Below are 23874 nucleotides of genomic sequence, written 5' to 3' on the forward strand. Positions count from 1 at the left end.
TCGACCCGCCGGCCCACGTCCTTGGTACCAGACGCCGCGGCCCTCACGCCCGCGAACGCCGCATCGCGTCAGCCGTTCGTGCCCTGGGCGTCCCAGGTGTCCTAGGCGTCCCCGCCGCCCCCGTCGGCCACCGACATCACCGCGTAGTCGTACATCCCGTACGCCGGGGACATCGCCACGTTCGCCGCCCGAGGCCCCCGGAACAGCACCGACTTCACGTACATGTACGGGCACATCACGGCCTCGTCCAGGGCCGCCCGGTCCACCGCCGCCCAGATCCCGGCGCGCACCCGCTCGTCGCTCGTCGCCGCCCCGGTGTCCAGCAGCGCGTCGATCCGAGGCGAGGCCAGCTCCCCGAGGTTCTGGTTGCCCGTCTCCTTGATCGCGCGCGAGTCGGCGATCTGCTGGAGGAAGCCGTAGCCGTCCGGGAAGTCGGCCGCCCAGCCGAACATCGCGATCCCGATGCCGTGCTCCCGCACGTACTCCGGCACGCCCACCGCCTTCGTGAAGTAGTCGCCCGAGGTGTACGGCACCACCTCGGCGCGGATGCCGATCCGGGCCAGCCCCTTCGCCAGGGCGAGCGCCGCGTTCCACTCCTTCGTCCGGTCCTCGCGGGCGCCGATCCGGGTCTCGAAGCCGTCCGGCAGCCCCGCCAGGGCCAGCTCCCGCCGGGCCGCCTCCAGGTCGCCGCTGCCCTCCGGGCCGACCGGATAGCGGTCGAAGGGGGCGTGGCCGAGGACCGACGAGGGCAGCAGCGTGGTGGCGATCTCGCCGGCCGGATCCCCGCCGTAGGCGAGCAGCATCGCCGCCTTGTCCGTCGCGAACTGCACCGCGCGCCGGGCGTGCACGTCCGCCAGCGGGCCGATGTTCTGGTTGATGCAGTACAGCCAGACGAAGCCGGTGCGCGGGTTGTCCACCCGCTCCCGCAGCTCCGGCTCGGCCAGCAGCCGGTCCTGCGTCGCGGGCTGCACCCCGACCCCGGCGAGGTCGATGTCCGCCTCCCCGGCCAGCAGGATCCGGTCCACCTCCGCCCCGGTCACCCCGAGCCGGACCGTGACCCGGTCCGGCAGCGCGGTGCGCACCGGATCGCCCGCCGCCTCCCAGTGCGGGTTGCGGCCGAGCACCAGCTCCGCCCCCGGCTCGTACGCCTCGATGCGGTACGGCCCCGAGGACACCGGCCGCAGCCGGTAGCGCGGGTACGTGTCGTGGGCGCGGGGCACCGGGATCGTCGTGGGCAGCGCGGCGAAGTAGTCGAAGGCGGCGAAGGGCTCGCGCAGCCGGAAGACCAGGGTCCGCTCGTCCGGGGTCTCGATCCCCTCGGGCCCGGTGAGGTACTGCCGGAAGTACGCGGGCCCGCCGCGCGTCGCCGGCCCCTCGTACACCTCCTCGGGGAACGCGGCCCGCAGCACCGCGTACCGCACGTCCGCCGAGGTCACCGGCGTGCCGTCCTCGAAGCGGACGCCCTCGCGCAGCCGGTAGGTCCAGGTCCGGTCGCCGTCGGACGCGACACCCAGCCCCTCGGCCAGGTCCGGCACGAGCTTCGGGGTGCCGTCCGCGCCGGTGGTGTAGCCGACCAGCGGGCGGCCGATGAGCCGGATGAAGTTCCAGGTGTACGCGTAGTACGTGTCGGCCGGGTCGAGCGAGTCGAAGTCGTCCGTGCGGACGAACCGGAGCGTCCCGCCCCGCTGGTCCGACGGGTTCACGACGCCGCGTGCTGCCGCATTGAATGCCACGGGTTCTCCGGTGCTCTGGGATCGGGCGGGGGAGGGGGAGGTGCCGAGGGGGCGGCGGGGGAGCGGGCTCACCGCGCCAGCCCCATCGCCTGGATGTCGTACAGCCCGAAGGCCGGGTGCACATAGGCGTCGGTGACGTCGGGGTGCCGGTAGTGCAGCGTCCGGTCGTGCGCCATCGGCAGGATCACGGCACGCTCCATCACCGTCTCCTCCACGCGCCGCCACAGCCGCCGCCGCTCCGCCGGATCGGCCCCCGCCTGCGCCTCGTCGATCAGCCGGCGCACGAGCGGGTCGTCGAGCTCGGCGAAGTTGAAGTTGCCGCCGCCCCGCTTGATCTGCCGCCCGTCCACCAGCGGGGCGAGGAAGCCGTACTCGGTCGGGTAGTCGGCGCCCCAGTCGGTCACCCCGAGCCCCAGGCCCAGGGAGCGGACCGTCCCGGGGTGCCCGAGCCCGGAGCGGTAGTACGAGGCGGTGTCCAGGACCTCCACACGCGCCCGGATGCCCACCCGGGCCAGCGAGCGGGCCAGCGTCCGGGCCACCAGCTCGAACTTCCCCGGCTGCGTGCCGATCACCGTGTCGAAGCCGTCCGGCAGCCCCGCCAGGGCCAGTTCGGCGCGGGCGGCGGCCAGGTCGCCGGTCAGATCGGCGCCCGACGGGTAGCGGTCGCCGCCGGTGTGCGCGGGCAGCGTGGGCGGGATGAGGCTGGTGGCGAGCGAGCCGCCCACCCCGTCCCCGCCGCGCGCCTCCAGCAGCGCCGCCTTGTCGGCCGCGTAGAACACGGCCCGCCGGGCGTGCACGTCGTCGAAGGGCGGGACGGCCGTCTGCACGGTGATGTACTGGAGGAAGCCGGTGGCCGGGTTGTCGGCGCGGGCCCGCAGCTCCGGGTCGGCGAGGATCACGTCCCGCGCCGCGTGCTGGATCCCGCGCCCCTCGACGTCCACGTGGAACTCCCCGGCGATCAGCCGCGCGTCCAGCTCGTCCACGTCGACGCCGAAGGTCACCGCCAGCTCGTCCGGCAGCGCCGGCCGCACCGGGTCGGTGTCCCGGTCCCAGCGCGGGTTGCGCACCAGCAGCAGCTCGCTCCCGGGCCGGTAGCGCTCGATCCGGTACGGTCCCGAGCACACCGGCGCCGCCCCGTAGTCCGCCCCCGTGTCGTACCGGGCCGGCACGGGCGCCGTGTTGGGCTGCGCCATCAGGAAGTCGAAGTCCGCGAACGGCCGGCGCAGCCGGAAGCGCAGCGTCCGCCCGTCCGGGCACTCCACGGCCCGGCACCGCTCCCCGCCGTACGGGCCCCGGTAATCCCCGTGGTCGAGCAGGTCCAGCAGGTAGGTGGGCCCGCCCGGCAGCACGTCCTGCGCGAAGACCCGCTCCACGGCGTAGGCCACGTCCCGGGCGGACACCTCCTCGCCGGTCTCGAAGCGCACCCCGTCCCGCAGCCGGTAGGTCCAGGTCAGCCCCCCGTCCGACACCTCGCCCGGCCCCTCCGCCAGGTCCGGCACCACCGTCGGCGCCGCCGGGTCGGTGCCGAAGGCCATCAGGGTCCGGTGCATGGTCCGCTGCAGCAGCCACGACCACACGTAGTACGTCCGCGCCGGGTCCAGCGAGTCCACGTCGGCCGAGGCCACCATGGCCAGCCGCCCGCCGGGCTTGCCGCCCGGGTTCGCCACGGCGCCGACGGCCGCGTTCCAGCCCGCCATCAGCCGAGCTCCTTCACGTACAGGTACTGGGCCGACAGGCCGCAACCCCGGGACACCTTCGCCTCCGTCGAGCCGATGCCGTAGTGGACCGTGCGCACCCCGTGCCGCGGGGCGTGGTCGGCGAGCGTGTAGTACAGGAGCTCGTAGTACAGCGGCAGCTTCCCGACCGCCGCGTAGTCGAAGCCCGCCCGGTGCGCGAACCAGGCGTCGCCGTGCGCGAGGACCAGCCCGAAGCCCACGACGCTCCCGTCGAGCTCGGCGCGCGACACCAGCGCCCGCCCGCCGAGGCGCTCCGCCGCCGCCCGCAGCACGGCCTCCGAGCGGCGCGGGTCCCAGCCGGTCATCCCGTACTTGCCGAACAGCTGCGTCTCCAGCGCCGCCAGCCGAGGGATGTCGGCCGGATCCAGCGGGTCCAGCGTGATCCACACCCCCGAGTCCTCGATGTGCCGCCGCTCGGAGCGGACCCGGCGCGAGCGGCGGCCCGGCAGCGCCATGGCGTAGTCCATGAACCCCTCGCCGGGCAGCGTCAGGCTCGCGAACCGCCCCGACTCGTGCGACACGTACCCGCGTTCCGCCAGCACCTCGCGCTGGAGCACGTCGGACGCGTCCACGTACGGCAGGCAGATCGACCGGCAGCCCTCCAGCGCGGCGGCGCGCTCGGCCCGCTCCACGATCGCGTGCGCGATGTCCGCCCCCGTGTCCGGAGCCAGCAGCAGCCGGGTCCGGCCCAGGTGCCGGCCGCCCGACATCATCGACGGCATCAGCCGGTCCACGTCACCGAAGCCGGCCAGGATCCCGGCGGCGCCCGCCATGCCCTCCTCGGCGCAGTGCCGGATCAGCAGGTCCGTGCGCCCCAGCGACCAGGGGGACTCGTGGGTCGCCCGCACCATCGGCAGCGCGGCCAGCAGCCGGTCCCCGTCGTGCGCGGTCAGATAGCCCATCCACGCCCCGGCGGAGTCCTGCAGGACCCGCATCCAGTCCGGGCCGAGGAAGAAGTCCTCCGCGCCGACGAGCCCGTCCCAGCCGGCCTCGCGCGCGTCCTCGGGCGACTGCCATTGCCTGATCACCACTCCACTGGTCACGGGGGGATCCTCGGCCCGCGCGGTCTTCACCCGCTCTCGGCGCGCTCCCCGGCGGCGCCCGCCGCGACCGGATAGCGGCCTGAGAGAGCGGGGAGAGCGGACCGGCGCAGGGTGTGTCCTGCTTCCCCGTCGCCCCGTGAACCAGGAGACCGAGCCATGTCGCGCGTATCCACCGGCCCCAGCGAGCAGCCGACCACCGCGCACGCGCTGCTGAAGCGTCTGCGAGAGCACGGAATCGAGAAGGTCTTCGGCGTCGTCGGACGCGAGGCCGCGTCGATCCTCTTCGACGAGCAGGACGGCATCGAGTTCGTCCTCACCCGCCACGAGTTCACCGCCGGCGTCGCCGCCGACGTCCTCGCCCGCATCACCGGCCGCCCGCAGGCGTGCTGGGCCACCCTCGGTCCCGGCATGACCAACCTCGCCACCGGCATGGCGACCAGCGCCCTCGACCGCTCCCCGGTCATCGCGATGGCGGCCCAGTCCGAGTCGCACGACATCTTCCCGAACGACACCCACCAGTGCCTCGACCTGGTCAAGATCGCCGAGCCGATCTCCAAGTACGCCGTCGAGCTGGAGCGCCCGCACGAGATCACCGACCTCGTCGACTCGGCCGTCACCGCCGCGATGACCGAGCCCGTCGGCCCCTCCTTCATCAGCCTCCCGGTCGACCTGCTCGGCTCCTCCGAGGGCATCGACCTCGACACGGACCACGGCCCCGCCCGCACCCCGGCCCGCCCGATCAACACCGTCCAGCCCGGCTGGGAGAACGAGGCCGAGCGCGCCGTCGCCCTCGTCCGCGAGGCCGCCAACCCGGTGTTCGTCGTCGGCGCCGCCGCCATCCGCGCCGGGGCCGTCCCCGCCATCCGCGCGCTCGCCGAGCGGCTCGACATCCCCGTCATCACCACGTACATCGCCAAGGGCGTGCTCCCGCAGGACCACGAGCTGAACTACGGCGCCGTCACCGGCTACATGGACGGCATCCTCGGCTTCCCCGCCCTGGAGAACCTCTTCGGCCCGGCGGACGTCATCCTCACCCTCGGCTACGACTACGCCGAGGACCTGCGCCCCTCCATGTGGGAGCGCGGCGGCGCCAAGCGGACCGTCCGGGTGTCCCCGACCGCCAACCCCGTGCCGCGGATCTACCGCCCCACCGTCGACGTCGTCGCCGACGTCCGCGCCTTCGTCGAGTACCTCGACGCCGGGACCGCCGACACCCCCGCCAAGGACAGACACCGCGTCGACGCCCTGCGCGAGCGGATCGGCGAGCTGCTCGCCGACCCCGAGGGCTACGAGGACGGGATGCGCGTCCACCAGGTCATCGACTCCATGAACACCGTCATGGAGGAGACCGCCGAGGCGGGCGAGGGCACCATCGTCTCCGACATCGGCTTCTTCCGGCACTACGGCGTGCTGTTCGCCCGCGCCGACCAGCCCTACGGCTTCCTCACCTCGGCCGGCTGCTCCAGCTTCGGCTACGGCGTGCCCGCCGCCATCGGCGCCCAGCTCGCCCGCCCCGGCCAGCCCACCTTCCTCATCGCGGGCGACGGCGGCTTCCACTCCAACAGCGCCGACCTGGAGACCATCGCCCGCCTCAACCTGCCCATCATCACCGTCGTCGTCAACAACGACACCAACGGCCTCATCGAGCTCTACCAGAACATCGGCCACCAGCGCAGCCACGACCCGGCGATCAAGTTCACCGGCGTCGACTTCGTCCAGCTCGCCCAGGCCAACGGCGTCGACGGCACCAAGGCCACCACCCGCGAGGAGCTCCTCGCCGCGCTCCGCAAGGGCGTCGAGCTCGGCCGCCCGTACCTCATCGAGGTCCCCGTGAACTACGAGTTCACCTCGGGCGGCTTCGGGGCGCTGAAGATCTGACATGACGCAGCCCGAGCTTCCCGCCGCCTACGGCCTGCTGGCCTCCGCCCATCTGGGCGGGGGCCGGGCCCCCGAGGCCGCGTTCGCCACCCGCGGCCGGCACACGCGGCTGACCGAGCGCCTGCCCGGCCAGACCGTGGACGCCGTCCTGGTCCACCCCGGCGCCGACTGCGCGGGGGCGCACACCGCCGAGGAGGACACCCTGGTGCTCCTCGCCGGGGAGATCTACAACCGCGACGAGATCCACGACACCCTCGGCACCCCCACGGACGCCACCGACGCCGAACTCCTCGCCGGCCTGTTCGCGAAGTACGGGCCGCACGCCTTCCGCGTGGTCAACGGGCGGTACGCGGCGCTGCTCGCCACCGGCGGGCGCCTGCTGGCCGCCACCGACCACGCCGGCTCCGTCCCGCTGTACGTCCGCGCCGAGCCGGGCCACACCCTCGCCGCCACCGAGGTCAAGGCCCTCACCGGCGCGGGCGGCGACGGCGGCACCGTCGGCGCCGGCGGGACCGTCAGGGGCGCCCCCATCCCCGGGGCCCGCCGCGTCCGCGGCCTGCCCGGCGTCCACCAGGTGCCCGCCGGCGCCGTCCTCGACATCGACGTCGCCGCCGGCACCGTCACCGCGCACCGCACCTGGGTGCCGCCCGTGCACCGCCGCCTCATGGACGAGGACGAGGCCGTCGACCGGGTCCGGGCGGCCCTGGAGGCGGCCGTGGTCCGCCGCCTCCCCGGCACCCACCGCCCGCTCGTCGTGCTCTCCGGCGGCATCGACTCCTCCGCCGTCGCCGCGCTCTCCGACGGCGTCGCCACCGCCGGGATCGACACCCTGTCCATGGGCACCGACACCTCCGACGAGTTCCCGCAGGCCCGCGTCGTCGCCCGGCACCTCCGCTCCACCCACCGGGAGATCACCGTCCCCTCCGCGGAGCTGCTCACCCTGCTCCCGCACACCGTGCACGCCGCGGAGTCCCTGGACCCCGAGGTCATCGAGTACCTGCTGCCGCTCACCGCGCTCTACCGGCGGATGGACGGCCCCGCCCGCCGGGTCCTCACCGGCTACGGAGCCGACATCCCGCTCGGCGGGATGCACCGCGAGGACCGGCTGCCCAACCTGGACACCGCCGTCGCCCACGACATGGACACCTTCGACGGGCTCAACGAGATGAGCCCCGTCCTGTCCACCGTCTCCGGCCACTGGTCCACCCACCCCTACTGGGACCGGGAGGTGCTGGAGACCCTCACCTCCCTGGAGGCCGGCCTCAAGCGCCGCTACGGCCGCGACAAATGGGTGCTGCGCGCCGCCATGGGCGACCTGCTCCCCGCCGAGACCGTCAACCGGCCCAAGCTCGGCGTCCACGAGGGCTCCGGCACCACCGCCTCCTTCTCCGCCCTGGTCCTGCGGGCGGGCGCCGCCGAGGACGAGGTCGCCGCCGTCAAGGGACGGGTCGTGCGCGAGCTCTACGACCGCGTCGTCGTCGGCGGCGCACACCCCGACACCGTCGACGTCGAGGAGCTCACCGGAAAGATCGTGGCGGAGGGCAGGGGATGAGCGGCTACGAGGGATTCCGCGGCCGGCGGCTCGCCGTCGTCGAGTCGATGCTCCACGACGCCTTCTACGACGGCATCCACCGCGCCCGCGACCACGGCGCCGAGATCTGGCTCCTGGTCCAGGGCGAGGAGTGGTACACCGGCGGCGGGCCCATCGAGGACCACCCGCTCGGCCGGGTGGACCGCGTCCTGCACGTCGACACCCACGACTGGCGCGCCGTCGTCGACGCCCTCACCGACACAGACGGCAAACCGCTGGTCGACGGGGTGCTGTCGTTCTCCGACTACCACACGGAGGCCACCGCCCGCGCGGCCGAGGCCCTCGGCCTGCCCTCCCAGGGGCTGGCGGCCGTACGGGCCGCCAACCACAAGCACCTGCTGCGCGCCGCGCTCGGCGACGACCCCGCCAACGTGCGCTGGCGGCTGGTCACCGACGCTGCGGAGATGGACGAGGCCATCGACCACGTCGGCCTGCCGCTCATCGCCAAACCCCCCTCGGAGGCCATCTCCTACGGCGTCCGCAAGTGCGCCACCCGCGAGGAGGCCCACACCGCTTGGACGGAGCTCTCCGCCATCCGGCACTCCCTGCGCGGCCAGCCCAGGCCCGGCCACGTCCTCGTCGAGGAGTACGTGTCCGGCACCGAGATCAGCGTCGAGTCCATGACCGTGGACGGCGCCACCCACTTCTTCGGCGCCACCTCCAAGGACCTCCACAAGCAGACCATGCTGGAGGAGGCCCACTCCTTCCCGGTCGCCCTCGGACCCGGCCTCTGGGAGGAGGTCCGCGCCGCCGTCGACCGCACCCTGCGGGCGATCGGCTACCGGCAGGGCCCGGCCCACACCGAGGTCATGCTCACCGCCGCCGGACCCCGCATCGTCGAGGTCAACCCCCGGCTGCCCGCCCACATGATCTCCACGATGGTCACCGACGTCTGCGGCACCAACCCGCACCTGGACGCCAAACTGCTCGCCCTCGGCGCCCCGCACACCCCCGAGGGCGCGCCCGGCCGGGGGACCGCGGGCGGCGCCGCCGTCACCGTCCTCTTCCCCGACGAGACCGGCGAGTTCACCGGCGCCGACGGGGTCGAGGACGCCGAACGGCTCGGCGTCACCGTCCGCTTCCACCACGCGCCCGGCGACCTGGTCGCCGACCGCCTCGACAACTCGGCCTCCGTCGGCTTCGTCTACGCGCGGGCCGCCGACGCCGACGCCGCGCTCCGGCTGGCCCGCGAGGCCGCCGCGCTCATCCGCATCCACACCCGGAGGACGGCCCCGTGAGCGGACAGCTCAACTCCAGCGTCTCGCCGCGCTACGCCCAGATCCCCACCTTCATGCGCCTGCCGCACGACCCCGCGCCCCGCGACAAGGACGTCGTGGTCATCGGGGCGCCGTACGACGGGGGCACCAGCTACCGGCCCGGCGCCCGCTTCGGACCCCAGCAGATCCGCTGCGAGTCCGGGCTCATCCACGGCGTCGGCATCGACCGGGGCCCCGGCGTCTTCGACCTCATCGAGGTCGTCGACGCCGGCGACATCAACCTCACCCCGTTCAACCAGCACATCGCCATCGCCACCGCCCAGGAACACCTCACGGCGCTGCTCGCGGACAACTCCGCCTTCCTCATGCTCGGCGGCGACCACTCGCTCACCCTGTCCGCGCTCCGCGCCGTCCACCACCGGCACGGCCCGGTGGCCGTCCTGCACCTGGACGCCCACTCGGACACCAACCCGGCGATGATCGGCGGCGAGTTCCACCACGGCACGCCGTTCCGGCACGCCATCGAGGAGGGCCTGGTCGTCGCGGACGCCATGGTCCAGCTCGGGATCCGCGGCCACAACCCGAAGCCCGACAGCCTCGACTACGCGCGCGGCCACGGCGTCCGGATCGTCACCGCCGACGAGTTCGCCGAGCTGGGCGTCCGCGCCGCCGCCGCGCTCATCCGCGAACGGCTCGGCGACCGCCCGGTGTACGTCTCCGTCGACATCGACGTCTTCGACCCGGCCTTCGCCCCCGGCACCGGCACCCCCGCCCCCGGCGGGCCCACCAGCCGCGAGGTGCTGGCGCTGCTGCGCACGGTCGGCGAGCTCAACCCCGTCGGCTTCGACGTGATGGAGGTGTCCCCGCTGTACGACCACGCCGGGATCACCAGCGTGCTCGCCACCGAGGTCGCCGCCGAACTGCTCTACCAGTACGCCCGCGCGCACCACCCCAAGAAGCAGCACCAGAAGCACGAGAAGGACGAGGAGGAGTAGGAATGGCCATTCTGGATGTCACCGAGCACCGGGAGCGGCTGCTGGCGCTCGCGTCGCGGCTTCCCGCGGTGCCGCGCCAGGACCTGTACCACTTCCTGGACGTGGCCCACCGGCTCGCCCAGGAACTGCCGTACGAGATCAGCGACACGCTCGACGCCTTCAACCACGCGGGCAACGGGGACGGGTACCTCCTGATCCGCGGCCTCGCCGTGGAGGAGGACCACGAGCTGCCGCCGACGCCGACGAGCACCCCGGCCCCGGTCGAGCGCCCCCGGCTCAACATGGAGGCGTACCTGGCGATCATCGGCCGCCGGCTCGGCCTGCACACCGGCTACGCCGAGCTCCGGTCGGGGACTGTCTACCACGACGTGTACCCCTCGCCGGGCGCCCACCACCTGTCCTCGGAGACCAGCGAGACGCTGCTGGAGTTCCACACCGAGATGGCGTACCACACGCTCCAGCCCAACTACGTGATGCTGGCCTGCTCCCGGGCCGACCACGAGCGCCGGGCGGAGACCCTGGTGGGCTCGATCCGCAAGGCGTTCGGGCTGCTGGACCCCGGCACCGTCGAGCGCCTCTACGACAACAAGCAGCCCTGCGAGGTCGACGTGGCCTTCCGCGGCGGTATCGAGGACCCGGGCGCGATCGCGAAGGTCAAGCCGCTGTACGGGGTCCAGGACGACCCGCTGCTCGGCTACGACCGCGAGCTCCTCAAGCCCCACGAGGGCGCCGACGCGGAGGCCGTGGCGAAGCTGTCGCAGGCCCTGGACGACGTCACCGAGGGCGTGTTCCTGACCCCCGGCGACCTGCTGATCATCGACAACTTCCGTACCACGCACGCGCGGACGCCGTTCACGCCGCGCTGGGACGGACACGACCGGTGGCTGCACCGGGTCTACATCCGCACCAACTCGCACGGCCAGCTGCCCACCGGCGGCGAGCGCGCGGGTGACGTGATCACCTTCACGCCGCGCCGGTAGGCACACCGGCGGTGTCAGTCCCCGGGACCGCTCGCGGTCGCGGGGACCGGCGCCGTCGCCTCCGCGGCCGGATCCCGCCGCAGCGCCAGCATGGCGAGGCCCAGCGCCACGGTCGCCCCGGTGAGCAGCCACCACAGGCCCGCCGGCGCGTGGGTGAGGAAGAAGGTCACCAGCAGCGGCACCACCGCCAACGCGAGCCCGACCAGCACCTGGTTGAACGCCTGGTAGTAGCCGAGTTCGCGTTCGGGGGCGAGCTTGACCAGGAGGACCGCCAGGGTCTGGGTGGCCAGGATCTCGCCGAGCGTGTAGACCGCCATGCCCGCGATCAGCAGCGGCAGCAGCGCCCCGAACGGCAGCGCGCCGGCCAGGCCCAGCACCGCGAGCAGCCCGGCGTGCAGCACGCTGCCGACGGCGACGACCCGCAGCGGGGAGCGGCCCTCGACCCGGCCGGTGACGGGGAGCTGGAGGACGACCATCAGCACAGTGTTCACGGCGAAGAGCACGCCCACCGTCCAGCTCGGGGTGCCCAGCTCCTCGATGAGGTAGACCGGCAGCCCCGCCTCGGTGGCGACGATGACGGTGATGAGCAGGAAGTTCGCCAGCGCCATCCACCGGAACATGCCGCGCCGCCACGGCCGCCCGCCGCTGAGCGGCGCCTTGGCGCGCGAGGGCCGCACGCTGGGCAGCGGCAGGTACAGCAGGGCCGCGACGGCGAAGCTGAGGGCGTTCAGCAGGCCCATGGTGACGAAGCCGGAGCGCCCGTCGCCCGCCACGAAGGCGAGGCCCGCGAGCAGCCCGCCGAAGCCCATGCCCGCGTTGAGCGTCACCCGGGTCAGGGCGAGCCAGCGGCCCACCTCGCCCTCGGGCGCGATCCCCGAGGCGAGCACCGGCACCGAGACCTGCTCCGCCCGCTGCGCCACGGCGGCGACGACCGCGAGGGCCACGAAGGCCACGACGTTGTGGACGAAGAGGTACGCGACGAAGACCGCCGCCCGCAGCAGCGCGGCCCCGATCAGCACCGTCTTGGTGCCCCACTCGTCCACCCAGCGCCCCACCAGCAGCACGGCGGGCAGCGCGATCAGCGTGGCCACGGTGAGGCCGGCGCCCACCGTGGTGAGGGAGAGCTCCGTGACCGCCACGAAGAAGAGCAGCTGGTACGGGTAGAAGAAGCCGGTGCCGACGGCGTTGACCAGGGCGGCCGTGCCGAACCAGCCGACCCCCTCGCCCCGGGGGAGCGTCGGCCCCCGGCTCCCCTTGCCGGCGTTGCTCACGGTGATGTCCTCCGGGTCGTCGATGACGGGTGCGGGGCCGGACGGCCGTCGCTCAGGCGTGGATGAGGGCGCTGTCCTGGCGCAGGATCGCCTGGGCCAGGGTGCGCAGGGTGGGGCCCGGGTCGATGCCGAGCTCCTCGGCGAGGGTCCGCCGTACCCCGTGGAAGACCTCCAGGGCGTCGGCCTGGCGGCCCGAGCGGTACAGGGCGAGCATCAGGTCGGCGTGCAGGCTCTCCCGGAGCGGGTAGCGGTCGACCAGCTCGAACAGGTCGGAGAGGACCTCCTCGTGCCGGCCGAGCTGGAGTTCGAGCGAGGCCCGGTAGTGCACCGAGGCCGTGTACTCCTCCTCCAGCCGCGTGGCGCTGCCCCGCAGGCCCTGGTACGTGATGTCGGCGAGGGCCGGGCCCCGCCACAGCTCGTGGGCCGAGCGCACCAGGCGGGCGGCCTCGTCGATCCGGCCGCGGCGCTGCATGTCGCGGGCCGCCGCGATGGTGGCCCGGTAGGCGGCCACGTCCACCGCGCAGCAGTCGCCGTTGAGGCGGTAGCCGGTGGCGCAGGACTGCACCGCCTCCGAGGGGCTGCCGGCGTTCACCAGGGCGGTGCGCAGCATCCAGATGCCCGTCTGCACCTGGCCCATGGCGGTGCGGGGCGGCATGTCGTACCAGACGGCCCTGATCAGCTGGTCGGTGGGCACGACCCGGCCGGGCTGGAGGGCCAGGGCGGCCAGGATGCCGCGCTGGCGGCGTCCCGGAACGGGCACGTGCGTCCGACCGACGCGTACTTCCAGCGGACCCAGCACCGCGATGTGAACCGATGCGGGGCCGCTCTCACCGTCAACAGCGTTCATTCCGGTCCTCCCCCGAGGGTTGCGCGCGTCGACTGGGAATGATTGGTGCGTGAGAAGTAGACGGAGTGTGTAAGGGCCATGTCAATGGACTCCGGGAGGCCCGGAACGAATGGCTGGTTCCGCCGGGGGTGGTACATCTCAACGCCCGTACGCCCCCTCGGTATTGAGAGTTCCGCATATGCCTCCGCAACAGGTCAGTCCGGGCCGCGGAAGGGGCGCGCGCCGGCTGGATCCGGGATCCGCACCTCCGTCCACCCGGACGGGAAAGCGGGGGCACCAGAGTGTTCTCGGACAAACGCCGACCCGCCACGGCGTTCGAGCCGTTCACCACGCGAGCGCGCCGCAGAGCGTACCCGTGAGTACCCTCCGGGTCCGCACCCCCGCGGCACGAACCCGCGTTCGGAGCGGAGCGCTCCGGGGCCGCCACGCCGGGGAGCCGAAATGACCGGAAAGAGCGGCATCCGCTCGCCCGCTGTGTACCTTCCTGACCGCGAACGTGATGGCGGAGGGGCACATGAGACAGCGACGACGGACGGTCCTCAGGAGCACCATGGCGCTCGGCTCGGCCGCGCTCATGGGCCGGGCGCGCCCGGAGCGCGCCGGCGCGGAGCAACGGCGCCCGACCCCCGGGGGACTGACCCTCCAGTGGCTCGGCGTGGCCGGCTGGGAGCTCCGCTTCGGCGACACCCGGCTGCTCTTCGACCCGTACCTGAGCCGGATGCCCTACGCGGACGCCGACGGCGCCCTCGACCCCGCCCTGCCGCTGCGGCTCGACCCGAAGGCCGTCGCCGCCGTCGCCGAACGCGCGCTCGCCGGGCCGCCCGCCCTGATCCTGGTCAGCCACGGGCACTTCGACCACCTCGCCGACGTGCCCCAGCTGCTGGCCCACCCCGACTGGGCGGGACACCGCATCCGCACCCTCTGCGACGAGACCTCCGACCACCTGCTCACCGCCATGGGCACCCCCGAACACCGGCTCGCGGACGTGATCCGGGTCCGCGGCGGCGAGCAGCTGCGCTTCCCCGGCCTCACCGTCGAGGTCCTCCGCAGCCTGCACAGCCAGTTCGCCGACCACGGCTACTTCGCCCCCGGCACCCACGTCGGCCGCCCCCGCGCCCCCCGCACCCTCGGCGACCTCGTCGAGGGCCGCACCCTCGCCTACCAGGTCACCTTCGACGACGGCCCCTCCGTCTACCTCTCCGGGACCAGCAACCTCGCCGAACGCGAACTCACCGGCCTGCGGCCCGACATCGCCGTCGTCGGCATGACCTCCCACAGCGCCGTCCACCGCTACCCGGAGCGGCTCCTCGCCGCGCTCGGCGACCCCCCGCTGCTGCTGCCGAGCCACCACGACGACATGGTCTCCCCGCTGATCCCCCCGGCCGGGGCCGCCGGGGCCGCCGGAGCCGCCGGAGCCGCCGGGACCGCCGGAGCCGCCGGGACCACCGGAGCCGACCGCTCCGCCGCCGCGCACGCCCTGGACCGGGCCGCCGGGGCCCGCGGCACGCAGACCACCCGGGTCCTCGACCCCGTACCGCTGCGGCCCTTCACCGCCACCGGCCCGGCCGGGACCTGACACCCGCCGCCCGCCCCGGCGGCGCCCGGCGCATTCCGGCCGGGGCGCTCTTCCCGCGCTCTCCGCCCGCTCTCCTCCCGCCCCCGCGCCCGGCCCGCCCCCGCCCCGCCCGCACCCGCCCGTGACCTGCGCGGACACCCGGGCCCCCACCGGGCGCACGCCCCACGCGCACCGTAGGACCCCGCCGGGACCCGGTGCGCGGCGGCTACCTTCGGTCGGGCCCGCGCCCGGCCCTCCGACGCCGGCCGGGCCGGACAGCGCGTACCGAGAGGCAGGGATCAGCCGTGGCCGACCAGAAGGTGCTCGAAGCGCAGAAATGGGTGAACGCCACCTACGGGACCGTGGCGGGCTACGTCCGCTGCCCCGAGGACGGCCGCACCGGCTGGTCCACCATGAACGCCCTGATCATGGGCCTCCAGGCCGAACTGGGCATCAGTCCCGTCGTCGCCAGCTTCGGCCCCACCACGATGGGCAAGGTCGCCGCCCTCGGCGAGATCGGCTTCGGCTGGGACAAGAACCGCAACATCGTCGCCATCCTCGAACACGGCCTGTTCTGCAAGGGCTACTGGGCCGTCGAGCCCGACAGCTACGGCTGGTACACCGGCGTCACCCGGCAGGCCGTCAAGGACCTCCGCTCCAACATGGGCGTCCCCGAGGGCGACGGCACCGTCGACGCCAAGCTCTTCAAGTGCATCCTCAACATGGACGCGTACGTCGTCGTCGCCGGCGGCACCGACAAGATCCGCGGCATCCAGCGCTGGCTCAACGGACGCTACTGGCAGCGCGACGCCTACAGCATCGGCCCCGCCGACGGCATCTACTCGCGCGACGTCCAGAAGGCGCTGATGATCGCCGTCCAGTACGAGCTGGGCATCGCCTCCCCGAACGGCAACTTCGGCCCCGCCACCCAGAGCGGCCTGCGCGGCAAGAACCTCGGCCCCGGCGACTCCGGCGTCTTCGTCGAACTCTTCTCCGCCGCCTGCGTGTTCAACGAGCCGATCGGCGACTACCGCACCAACCAGCGCGCGAGCTACGACAACGCCCTCTCCGACTACGTGAAGGCGTTCCAGCGCTTCTCCCAGCTGGCCGAGAACGGCCGCGCCGACTACCCCACCTGGGCCCAGCTGCTCGTCTCCATGGGCGACCCCGACCGACCCGCCGGCGGCTCCGACACCCGCTTCGAGATCACCGCCTCGCGCGCCCAGTGGCTCTACGCCAACGGCTACCGCGCGGTCGGCCGCTACCTCTACGACCCGCCGGGCTCCACCCTCGACAAGGAGATCAAGCCGGGCGAGCTGCGCACGATCTTCGACGCCGGCCTGCGGGTCTTCCCGATCTACCAGGACAACGCCCGCCAGCTCTCCGACTTCACGTACACCAAGGGCTACCAGCACGCTCTCAACGCCCACTCGCTGGCCAGCGGCTACGGCTTCAACCGCGGCACCGTCCTCTACTTCGCCGTCGACTACGACGCCACCCAGGACGAGATCGACTCGGCGATCGTGCCCTACTTCCAGGGTGTCGCCGCCGGACTCGCCGGCCAGGGCAAGAAGTACGTCCACGGCGTCTACGGCTCCCGCAACGTCTGCATCAACGTCACCAACAGGACCTTCGCCCGCTACTCCTTCGTGTCCGGCATGTCCTGGGGCTTCTCCGGCAACCTCGGCTTCACCCTCCCGAACAACTGGTCCTTCAACCAGATCAAGGAGTTCCAGGTCGTCAACGGCTCCGACACCTTCGACCTGGACCGCGACGTCTGGCGCAACAACAGCGACCCCGCCACCGCCTCCGTCAACGACCCCACCGGACCCGCCGACGCCTTCATCGCGTACATCGAGCGCCTGTACAACATCGCCGTCTCGTACAACTCCTCCGACCGCAGCGCCTCGCAGCTCGTCATGGAGTACATCCGGCACGCCGAGTACGGCAACAAGGACTGGATGAACGAGCTCGGCTGGTGGTTCCTCATCGGCGGCTACGACGAGAACTTCATCACCTACGCCAACGACCGGGGCATGACCATCATGAAGGAGTTCAAGGACCCCTTCACCGGCTACAACCTCGGCGCCGAACACCTCATGGCCACCGCCAACGGGCACTTCCTCACCGCCCAGGACTCCAACCAGAAGGCCGCCAACGGCGGCGACGTCGCCGGCTGGGCCGGCGACTGGATGACCTTCTACGCCGACTGGCGCAACTCCGAGGAGCAGTACGCCTCCGGCCGCGCCTTCTGCGCCGCCAAGCTGGCCGTGCCCAACGTGGCCTCCTCCTTCGGCTTCAACGACATGATCGAGGACGCCGACGGCTACCTCCTGGCCCGCGCCGTCCGCGGCGGCAAGAACATCCTCCAGGCCGTCCGGGACCACTACAACGGCGGCGGCGGACTGCGCCGCTTCAACGACTTCTTCACCAACCGCTGGGGCACCGCCGAGAACTGCAAGTTCTCCGCCCACAACGCGCTCACCGCCGCCGACCTCACCCTCGGCCTCGGCCGCAAGCAGCTCATCTCGCTCGCCGGCGCCATGCTGCCCTCGATCCTGCAGAACCTGCCCGGCGGCGGCGACAAGCTGGACTCCTTCGAACTCGGCTTCGTCGACGCGATGCTGGCCCGCATGGGCATGGAGACCCGCTCCCTCGGCACCTACCGGGCCAACCACGCGACCTACCTGCGCGCCGCCCGCTCCCGCGGCGCCGCGGGCACCGGACGGTGAGCCGACCCCGCCGCACGGCCGACGCAACGCGACTCACGACCGAAGGAAGAGGCATGACGCACCCCATCGACCGCCGCCGCGTCCTGGCCGCCGGCGCCGCCCTCGGCGCCGCCACGGCCCTGGCCCCCGCCCTGACCGGCACGGCCCACGCCGCACCCGCCCCCCGGGCCGCCGCCTGGACCGGGAAACGGACCGCCAACGGCTGGCCCGTCCTGGAGCAGGCCCAGGAGTTCACGGTGGAGGGCTCCGGCCGCCGCGTCCGGCTGGCCGCCGGGCCCGCCGCCGTGCTCCTGCTCCACGTGGCCCGCCGCTTCCACTACGAGATAGCCGAGCTGCGCGCCGACGACCTGGACGGACACACCCGCAACCGGACCGTCGGACAGCGCTACGAGTCCAACCACCTCTCCGGCACCGCCCTCGCGATCCGCCCCGCCGCCTACCCGACGGGTGTCAAGGACGGCCTCTACCCGCGCGAACTGGTCGTCGTCCGCGACATCCTGGCGGAACTGGAGGGCACCGTCGCCTGGGGCGGCGACTTCCGCACCCCCAAGGAGTCGCACTTCCAGCTCGCCCACGGCCCCGGCGACCGGCGCCTCACGGCCGTCGCGGCCCGGATCGAGGGCTGGAACGCGGGCCCCGGCGGCGTCGGCGCCGGAGCCACCGACGCCTTCGCCCCCGAACGGCGCGCCAGGGCACGCGCCTTCGCCCGGAGCTGACCGCCCCCCACCGCCCGGCCCCACCGCCGGGCCCTGCACCCCGGCCGGTCAGCCCGCCCGGACGGCCTCCCGGTAGCGCCGGGGGGGGGCCAGCCCGGTCGCGCCCGCCACCCCCCCGGGGCCACCTCGACCGGCTCCTCGCCGTCCTCGGCGCCCACGGGCTGCCCGTCTACCAGCGCGACCACCACGTCACCCCCGACCTCGCCGTCGTCAACCTCTGCGTACCGGGACCGGAGCGGTTCATGCTGGTCACCGACGGACAGGTCGTCGTCCTCGGCCGGCGCGGAACGGCGGTCCTCGGCCATGACCGAACCCCTCGGGCGCCCGCTCGCCCTCACCGACGCGCCCTCCTCGCCGCGCTCCTCAACGCCTGCGGCGCGGCCGACGGCACCGGCACCGCCCACGACGCCGCCGACGTCCGGGAGGACCTCACCGCCCCCGGCGTCGACCTGGCCGACGGCACCCTCCTCGTCCGCTCCGGCGAGGCGCCCGCCGCCTTCGCCACCACCCGCACCGCGGAGCGCGCCGGGCCCGTCCACCGGCTCACCCTGGAGCGCGCCGTCCACCCCGGGCACCGCACCCCCGAGCTGCTCCGGCGGCTGCTCGACTGGTGCCGGGAGACCGGGACCCGCCGCCACCGCGCGCTGTACGGCGACGCCCCGCTGGAGCTCCACCTGCGCACCCACCACGGCCAGGGCCGGCTCGCCGAGGCGCTCGACACCGCGGGCTACCGGCGGGCCCGCGCCCACCAGGGCATGTGGCTCGACCTCGCCGCGCACCGGCCGGCCGGCGCCCCGCCGCCGGACGGCACCGTGATCGTCCCGTACGCCGACTCCTTCGACGCGGCGCTCCTCGCCGCCCGCAACGCGATCTTCGCCGACCGGACACCGAGAACCCGATGGCCGCCGGCGGCTTCTACGCGCACAGGGGGCTGCGCACCTTCCGCACCTGGACCACGCACGTCCTGGCCGTGCCGCCGCCCCCCGCCGGGCGGGCCCCCGGCCCGGCGTCCTCTATGATTTCCGAGGCCCGGGCGGGGACCACGTGACACCGATCATGAAGATCCTGGGGAACAACCGGCCGACCGCCGCCTCCGCACCCGCGGGGCCGGCAGCCCGGTCCGCGCCCGTGAACGGAAGCCCCCAGGGAGAAGTGAGGTATGTCGGTGATCTGCGTCGGAGGCATGATCGGGATCGGCAAGACCAGCGTCGCCGAGCTGCTCGCCAAGGAGCTGGGCAGCGACGTGTTCTACGAGAGCGTGGACGACAACCCGATCCTCCCGCTCTTCTACACGGCGAGCCCCGAGGAGATCCAGGCCAAGCGCTACCCCTTCCTCCTCCAGCTCTACTTCCTGCAGACACGTTTCGCCTCGATCAAGGAGGCGTACCGGCGGGGCGACAACGTCCTCGACCGCTCCATCTACGAGGACTGGTACTTCGCCAAGGTCAACCACGACCTCGGCCGCATCAGCTCCCTGGAGATGCAGGTCTACGAGGGCCTGCTGAACGAGATGATGCGCGAGATCGACGGCCTGCCCTACCGCAAGGCCCCCGACCTCATGGTCTACCTCAAGGCCGACTTCGAGACGGTCCTGAAGCGCATCGGACTGCGCGGCCGCGACTTCGAGCAGGACGAGGCCCTCGTCGAGTACTACCGCACCCTGTGGGCCGGCTACGACGACTGGGTCAACCTGCACTACGCGGCCAGCGAGGTCCTCGTCATCGACATGAACCGCACCGACGTGGTGAACGACGCCGACGACGCCGCCCGCGTGGTCCGCGAGGTCAAGGACGCCCTGGCCGCCGCCCGCGCCCGCGCCTGACCCCGCCCGGTCGGCCCGGACGGGGTCAGGGGTCGGGGGACCGTCAGGGGAAGCTGACGACGGTCGAGGGCACGGTCGCGGTGCCCTCCGTGGGCGCGCCCGTGTCGTTGATGACGTGGTCGAACTGCCCGTTGCCGCCGAGCGAGACCGTCAGCAGCCCGTGGAACCGGACACCCGGCTTCACCGGCGCCTTGAAGCCGTGCGCCTGCCGGATCGTCGGATCGACGTTGTAGTAGCAGTAACTGCCCAGGCCCCAGCCCTCGTGGCTGGTCACCGAGTCGTCCACGCGGTACGCGGCGTAGCCCCGGGTGGCGCCGTTCTGGATGGCGGCCTGGTTCGGCGCGTCGTACGCCTTCTCGTTCTGGAAGAAGATCGTGCGCCCGCGGTCGCCGAACCACTCGACGTCGTACTTGTTGAAGTGCTCGACGAACAGGCCGGTCGCGAGCACGTCGTCGCCGTTGACGCGCACCCCGTAGTCGGCGCGGTTGGTCTCCCAGCCGACGCCCTCGCCGTGGTCGGCGCGCCAGACCCAGGTGTGGTCCACGATCGTGTCGTCGCTGTTGACGACCATGCCGACGGTGGCCCGGCCCGCGCCCGCCCCGCCGACGCGGATGTACACGTCCTGGACGGTCGTCGGGTCGGCGGCGTGGTCGGCGGACGCGTTCTGCGGGCCGACCTCCAGCAGCGTCGCCGAGTTCACCGGACCGGCGTCGACGAGGAAGCCGGCCAGCCGGACGCCGTCGACGTCGGCGACCCGCAGCGCGGTGACACCGTTGTCCGGGATGAGCGTGGCCAGCCCGAGGCCCAGCACGATCGTGCCCGGACGGTTCACCTCGACGGTCCGGTCGACGTGGTGGACGCCGGGGGTGAACAGCAGGTGCAGGCCCTGCGCGAGTGCCTGGTTCATGGTGGCCGCGCTGGTGCCCGGCTTCACCACGTAGAAGCGGTCGAGCGGGATCCGCTCGCCCTGCGGGGCGCCGTTCGCCCAGGTGGTGCCCCGGGCGTTGGTCCGCTTGGCCGGGGAGAAGACCTTGAACTGCCCGTCCTCCCAGATCAGATACGGCTTCTCGCGCGAGATCGGGGTGGTGGCGAGGGTCGTGTACCGGGGCTCGGGGAAGGACTGCGCGGGCGCGCCCTCGGTGCCGGAGAAGACCTGGTTCCAGACCGAGTTGGACCAGCCGCCGATCGAGCTGTCGCGGGTGTACCACTGCTGCTGCGAGTAGTTGCCGATCTGGCCGTCGATCTTCGAGTCGGCGATGTAGCCCCCGCTGGCCCAGCCGTAGCCGTTGGGCGCGAGGTTGAGCCCGCCCTTGACGTGCATCCGGCGGAAGGAGGACGCCTGCGCGACGGCCCAGCGGTCGGTGCCGTTCACCGGGTTCAGCGCCAGGCCCTCGGCGCTCCGCCAGAAGTTCTGGGTGGCGTTGCCGTTGAACCAGCCCGCGTCCACGGTCACGTCGCCGTTGATCGTGGTGTCGTCGGGGCGGACCCCGAGCCCGGCGATCTGGGTGTAGAAGCCGAGCTGCGCGTTGAGCCCGTTGTACGTGCCCGGCTTGAACAGGAACGCGTGCCGGCCGTTGCCGAACTGCGCCGACTCCTGCTGCCGGAAGACGTCGTCGAGCTGCCCCTGGATGTTCGGCGTGGCCGGGTCGACGATGTGCACGTTGGGCCCGAGGTCCCCGCCGCCCGGCAGCGGCGTGCCGCCGCCGTCGGCGGTGCCGTACACCTGGAACTCCCACAGCGAGTAGCCCCAGGCGGTGCCCCGGGCCAGGCCGTTCATCCGGACGTAGCGGCCGGTGCCGGACAGGGCGAGCTCGTCGGTGCCGCCGTCGCCGCCGGTCACGGTGGTGACGGTGCGCCAGTCGGTGCCGTTCTCGGACGCCTGGATCTGGTAGTTCCGCCCGTAGGCGGCCTCCCAGGTCAGCACGGCGCCGCTCAGGGCGGCGCTGCGGCCGAGGTCGACCTGGAACCACTGGGCGTCCGACCAGTCGCTCGCCCAGCGGGTGCCGGTCAGGTCGCCGTCGACGGCGCCGCCCGCGCCGAACGGGCCCTCGGTGGAGGAGGCGGTGGCCGGCCTGCCCTGCGAGAGCAGGGCGGGCGCGGCGGCGGCGGGCGCGGCCGGGGCGACCGCGAGCAGACCGCCCGCGAGCGCGGCGACCAGCCCGCCGACGGCGGCCCGCCGGGCGCCGGAGGCGCGGCGCCGGGCGGGTGGCGGAGAGGTGAGGAAGGGCATCGGGACTCCTGGGGAGACGTGGGGGCAGGGGGGATGGCGCACGTTCCTCGGGGGCGGGTGGGCGGCCGGGGCCGGGCCGGGGCCGGAGCCCGCGGCCCGGCGGCCGGACGGTGGCCCGGACGGTCCGGCCACCCGGTCCGGCCCGGCGGCCGGGGTCAGCCGTGCAGCTCCCGGTGGGCGCGGATGATCTCCGCGTACCGCCGGCCGCTCGCCTTCACCGTCCGGCGCTGGGTCGCGTAGTCCACGTGCACCAGGCCGAAGCGCTTGTCGTAGCCGTAGGCCCACTCGAAGTTGTCCAGCAGGGACCAGGCGTAGTAGCCGGCCAGCGGCGCGCCCTTGCGCACGGCGCGGGCGCAGGCCGCGAGGTGCTGCTCCAGGTAGCGCACCCGGTCCGGGTCGTCGACCGCGCCGCCGGGACCGGTCGCGTCGGGGAAGGCGCAGCCGTTCTCCGTGACGTACAGCCTGCGCACCCCGTACTCCTCGGTGAGCCGCAGCAGCAGCGCCTCCAGGCCGCCGGCGTCGATCGGCCAGTCCATGCCGGTGCGCGGCACGTCCGGCAGGCGCACGGCGCGGGCGTGCGGGACGGGACCCTCCGGGTCGTCGGCGACGGTCTCCGGGAAGTAGTAGTTGAGGCCGTGCCAGTCCAGCGGGGCGGCGATCAGCGCGTCGTCGCCGGGCTGCTCGGGGAGCTCCACCCCGTACAGCTCGCGCATGTCGGCGGGGAAGCCGCGCCCGTACACCGGATCCAGCCACCAGCGGTTGGTGTGCCCGTCGGCGCGCCGGGCCGCGGCGAGGTCCTCGGGGCTGCCGGAGGCGGGGGTGATGGGGGAGTGGTTGGTGACCAGGCCGATCTCGGCGCCCGGGGCCGCGGCGCGCACGGCGGCGGTGGCGAGCCCGTGGCCGAGGAGCAGGTGGTACGAGGCGCGGACGGCGGCCGTGAGGTCGGTGAGCCCCGGGGCCATCCGGCCCTCCAGGTGGCCGATCCAGGCCGAGCAGAGCGGCTCGTTGAGGGTGGCCCAGCGGGTGACCCGGTCGCCGAGGCGGCCGGCGACGACGGAGGCGTACGCGGCGAAGTGCTCGGCCGTGGCGCGTTCGGTCCAGCCGCCGCGGTCCTGGAGGGCCTGCGGCAGGTCCCAGTGGTAGAGCGTGATGTTCGGGGTGATCCCGGCGGCGAGCAGGGCGTCGACGAGCCGGTCGTAGAAGTCGAGTCCGGCGGCGTTCACGGGCCCGTCGCCGCCGGGCACGACGCGGGGCCAGGCGATCGACATCCGGTAGGAGTCGGCGCCGAGTTCGCGCATGAGCGCGACGTCCTCGGGCCAGCGGTGGTAGTGGTCGCAGGCCGTGTCGCCGTGGTCGGCGTTGTCGATCCGGCCCGGGGTGTGGCTGAAGGTGTCCCAGATGGACGGGGAGCGGCCGTCTTCGGCGACGGCGCCCTCGATCTGGTAGGCGGAGGTGGCGGTGCCCCAGGCGAAGCCGGCCGGGAACGCCTCCAGGTCGAGCGGGTGGGAGTGGGCGGAGTCGGACACGG

Annotated in this window: 17 protein-coding genes; 10 read left to right on the forward strand and 7 right to left on the reverse strand. The window is 73.5% G+C overall.

All coding sequences use genetic code 11. The features are described 5' to 3' along the window. Nucleotides 1–101: 101 nt before the first annotated feature. From AB0C99_RS10765 to AB0C99_RS10775, 3 genes are all read right to left on the reverse strand, one after another. Nucleotides 102–1733 carry an ABC transporter substrate-binding protein gene (locus tag AB0C99_RS10765; RefSeq protein WP_362472511.1) on the reverse strand — a complete coding sequence of 544 codons (1632 nt, stop codon included), beginning with the start codon at nt 1731–1733 and terminating at the stop codon, nt 102–104. Nucleotides 1734–1801: 68 nt separating this feature from the next. Next, nucleotides 1802–3430, reverse strand: a complete 1629-nt coding sequence (locus AB0C99_RS10770; RefSeq protein ID WP_362472514.1) for an ABC transporter substrate-binding protein — start codon at nt 3428–3430, stop codon at nt 1802–1804. Next, nucleotides 3430–4512, reverse strand: a complete 1083-nt coding sequence (locus AB0C99_RS10775) for a GNAT family N-acetyltransferase (RefSeq protein WP_362472517.1) — start codon at nt 4510–4512, stop codon at nt 3430–3432. Before AB0C99_RS10775 ends, AB0C99_RS10770 begins: the two co-directional genes overlap by 1 nt. A gap of 156 nt (nt 4513–4668) precedes the next feature. Between AB0C99_RS10775 and AB0C99_RS10780 the strand changes: the two genes are divergently transcribed. The 5 genes from AB0C99_RS10780 to cs1 are packed head-to-tail and all read left to right on the forward strand — an operon-like array spanning nt 4669 to nt 11173. Further along, entirely contained in the window at nt 4669–6390 is a 1722-nt protein-coding gene (locus AB0C99_RS10780; protein WP_362472520.1) for a thiamine pyrophosphate-binding protein, read from the forward strand. 1 nt (nt 6391) lies between these two features. Continuing rightward, nucleotides 6392–7942, forward strand: coding sequence for an asparagine synthase-related protein (locus AB0C99_RS10785; protein WP_362472522.1), 1551 nt, complete (start codon nt 6392–6394; stop codon nt 7940–7942). Continuing rightward, on the forward strand, nt 7939–9219 hold the full coding sequence (locus tag AB0C99_RS10790; protein ID WP_362472525.1) for an ATP-grasp domain-containing protein: 1281 nt from the start codon (nt 7939–7941) through the stop codon (nt 9217–9219). Before AB0C99_RS10785 ends, AB0C99_RS10790 begins: the two co-directional genes overlap by 4 nt. A 53-nt stretch (nt 9220–9272) precedes the next feature. Continuing rightward, on the forward strand, nt 9273–10193 hold the full coding sequence (gene speB / locus AB0C99_RS10795; RefSeq protein ID WP_362472733.1) for an agmatinase: 921 nt from the start codon (nt 9273–9275) through the stop codon (nt 10191–10193). 2 nt (nt 10194–10195) lie between these two features. Then, nucleotides 10196–11173, forward strand: coding sequence for a clavaminate synthase Cs1 (gene cs1 / locus AB0C99_RS10800; RefSeq protein ID WP_362472527.1), 978 nt, complete (start codon nt 10196–10198; stop codon nt 11171–11173). 14 nt (nt 11174–11187) lie between these two features. On the opposite strand, the gene AB0C99_RS10805 is transcribed toward cs1, so the two are convergent. Next, complete coding sequence (locus AB0C99_RS10805) at nt 11188–12444, reverse strand: MFS transporter (protein ID WP_362472530.1); 1257 nt, start codon at nt 12442–12444, stop codon at nt 11188–11190. A gap of 52 nt (nt 12445–12496) precedes the next feature. Beyond that, nucleotides 12497–13291 (reverse strand): AfsR/SARP family transcriptional regulator, encoded by a 795-nt coding sequence (locus AB0C99_RS10810; protein WP_362472533.1) that lies wholly within the window; start codon nt 13289–13291, stop codon nt 12497–12499. A 514-nt stretch (nt 13292–13805) separates the two neighbouring features. On the opposite strand from AB0C99_RS10810, the gene AB0C99_RS10815 reads away from it, so the two are divergent. From AB0C99_RS10815 to AB0C99_RS10835, 5 genes are all read left to right on the forward strand, one after another. Beyond that, the gene (locus tag AB0C99_RS10815) at nt 13806–14867 is read left to right on the forward strand and encodes an MBL fold metallo-hydrolase (RefSeq protein WP_362472536.1); all 1062 of its coding nucleotides are present in this window, start codon (nt 13806–13808) and stop codon (nt 14865–14867) included. 284 nt (nt 14868–15151) lie between these two features. Then, entirely contained in the window at nt 15152–17578 is a 2427-nt protein-coding gene (locus tag AB0C99_RS10820) for a glycoside hydrolase domain-containing protein (protein ID WP_362472539.1), read from the forward strand. A gap of 53 nt (nt 17579–17631) precedes the next feature. Continuing rightward, nucleotides 17632–18294, forward strand: a complete 663-nt coding sequence (locus AB0C99_RS10825; RefSeq protein WP_362472542.1) for a M15 family metallopeptidase — start codon at nt 17632–17634, stop codon at nt 18292–18294. A 242-nt stretch (nt 18295–18536) separates the two neighbouring features. Then, on the forward strand, nt 18537–19313 hold the full coding sequence (locus AB0C99_RS10830) for a hypothetical protein (protein ID WP_362472545.1): 777 nt from the start codon (nt 18537–18539) through the stop codon (nt 19311–19313). Nucleotides 19314–19453: 140 nt separating this feature from the next. Further along, entirely contained in the window at nt 19454–20116 is a 663-nt protein-coding gene (locus AB0C99_RS10835) for a deoxynucleoside kinase (RefSeq protein ID WP_362472548.1), read from the forward strand. A 43-nt stretch (nt 20117–20159) separates the two neighbouring features. Here the strand turns inward: AB0C99_RS10835 and AB0C99_RS10840 are convergent, their stop codons facing one another. Further along, complete coding sequence (locus tag AB0C99_RS10840) at nt 20160–22346, reverse strand: discoidin domain-containing protein (RefSeq protein WP_362472551.1); 2187 nt, start codon at nt 22344–22346, stop codon at nt 20160–20162. A gap of 155 nt (nt 22347–22501) precedes the next feature. Then, nucleotides 22502–23872 (reverse strand): GH1 family beta-glucosidase, encoded by a 1371-nt coding sequence (locus AB0C99_RS10845; protein WP_362472554.1) that lies wholly within the window; start codon nt 23870–23872, stop codon nt 22502–22504. Between the last annotated feature and the right edge of the window lie 2 nt (nt 23873–23874).

The sequence above is a fragment of the Streptomyces sp. NPDC048659 genome, from assembly GCF_040650575.1.
GTDB lineage: Bacteria > Actinomycetota > Actinomycetes > Streptomycetales > Streptomycetaceae > Streptomyces.

Coding starts and splice junctions, on each gene's coding strand:
- AB0C99_RS10830 (WP_362472545.1), top strand. CDS start 18,537: ATGCTGGTCACCGACGGACAGGTCGTCGTCCTCGGCCGGCGCGGAACG.
- cs1 (WP_362472527.1), top strand. CDS start 10,196: ATGGCCATTCTGGATGTCACCGAGCACCGGGAGCGGCTGCTGGCGCTC.
- AB0C99_RS10825 (WP_362472542.1), top strand. CDS start 17,632: ATGACGCACCCCATCGACCGCCGCCGCGTCCTGGCCGCCGGCGCCGCC.
- AB0C99_RS10790 (WP_362472525.1), top strand. CDS start 7,939: ATGAGCGGCTACGAGGGATTCCGCGGCCGGCGGCTCGCCGTCGTCGAG.
- AB0C99_RS10770 (WP_362472514.1), bottom strand. CDS start 3,430: ATGGCGGGCTGGAACGCGGCCGTCGGCGCCGTGGCGAACCCGGGCGGC.
- AB0C99_RS10780 (WP_362472520.1), top strand. CDS start 4,669: ATGTCGCGCGTATCCACCGGCCCCAGCGAGCAGCCGACCACCGCGCAC.
- AB0C99_RS10810 (WP_362472533.1), bottom strand. CDS start 13,291: ATGAACGCTGTTGACGGTGAGAGCGGCCCCGCATCGGTTCACATCGCG.
- AB0C99_RS10815 (WP_362472536.1), top strand. CDS start 13,806: ATGAGACAGCGACGACGGACGGTCCTCAGGAGCACCATGGCGCTCGGC.
- AB0C99_RS10840 (WP_362472551.1), bottom strand. CDS start 22,346: ATGCCCTTCCTCACCTCTCCGCCACCCGCCCGGCGCCGCGCCTCCGGC.
- speB (WP_362472733.1), top strand. CDS start 9,273: ATGCGCCTGCCGCACGACCCCGCGCCCCGCGACAAGGACGTCGTGGTC.
- AB0C99_RS10835 (WP_362472548.1), top strand. CDS start 19,454: ATGTCGGTGATCTGCGTCGGAGGCATGATCGGGATCGGCAAGACCAGC.
- AB0C99_RS10785 (WP_362472522.1), top strand. CDS start 6,392: ATGACGCAGCCCGAGCTTCCCGCCGCCTACGGCCTGCTGGCCTCCGCC.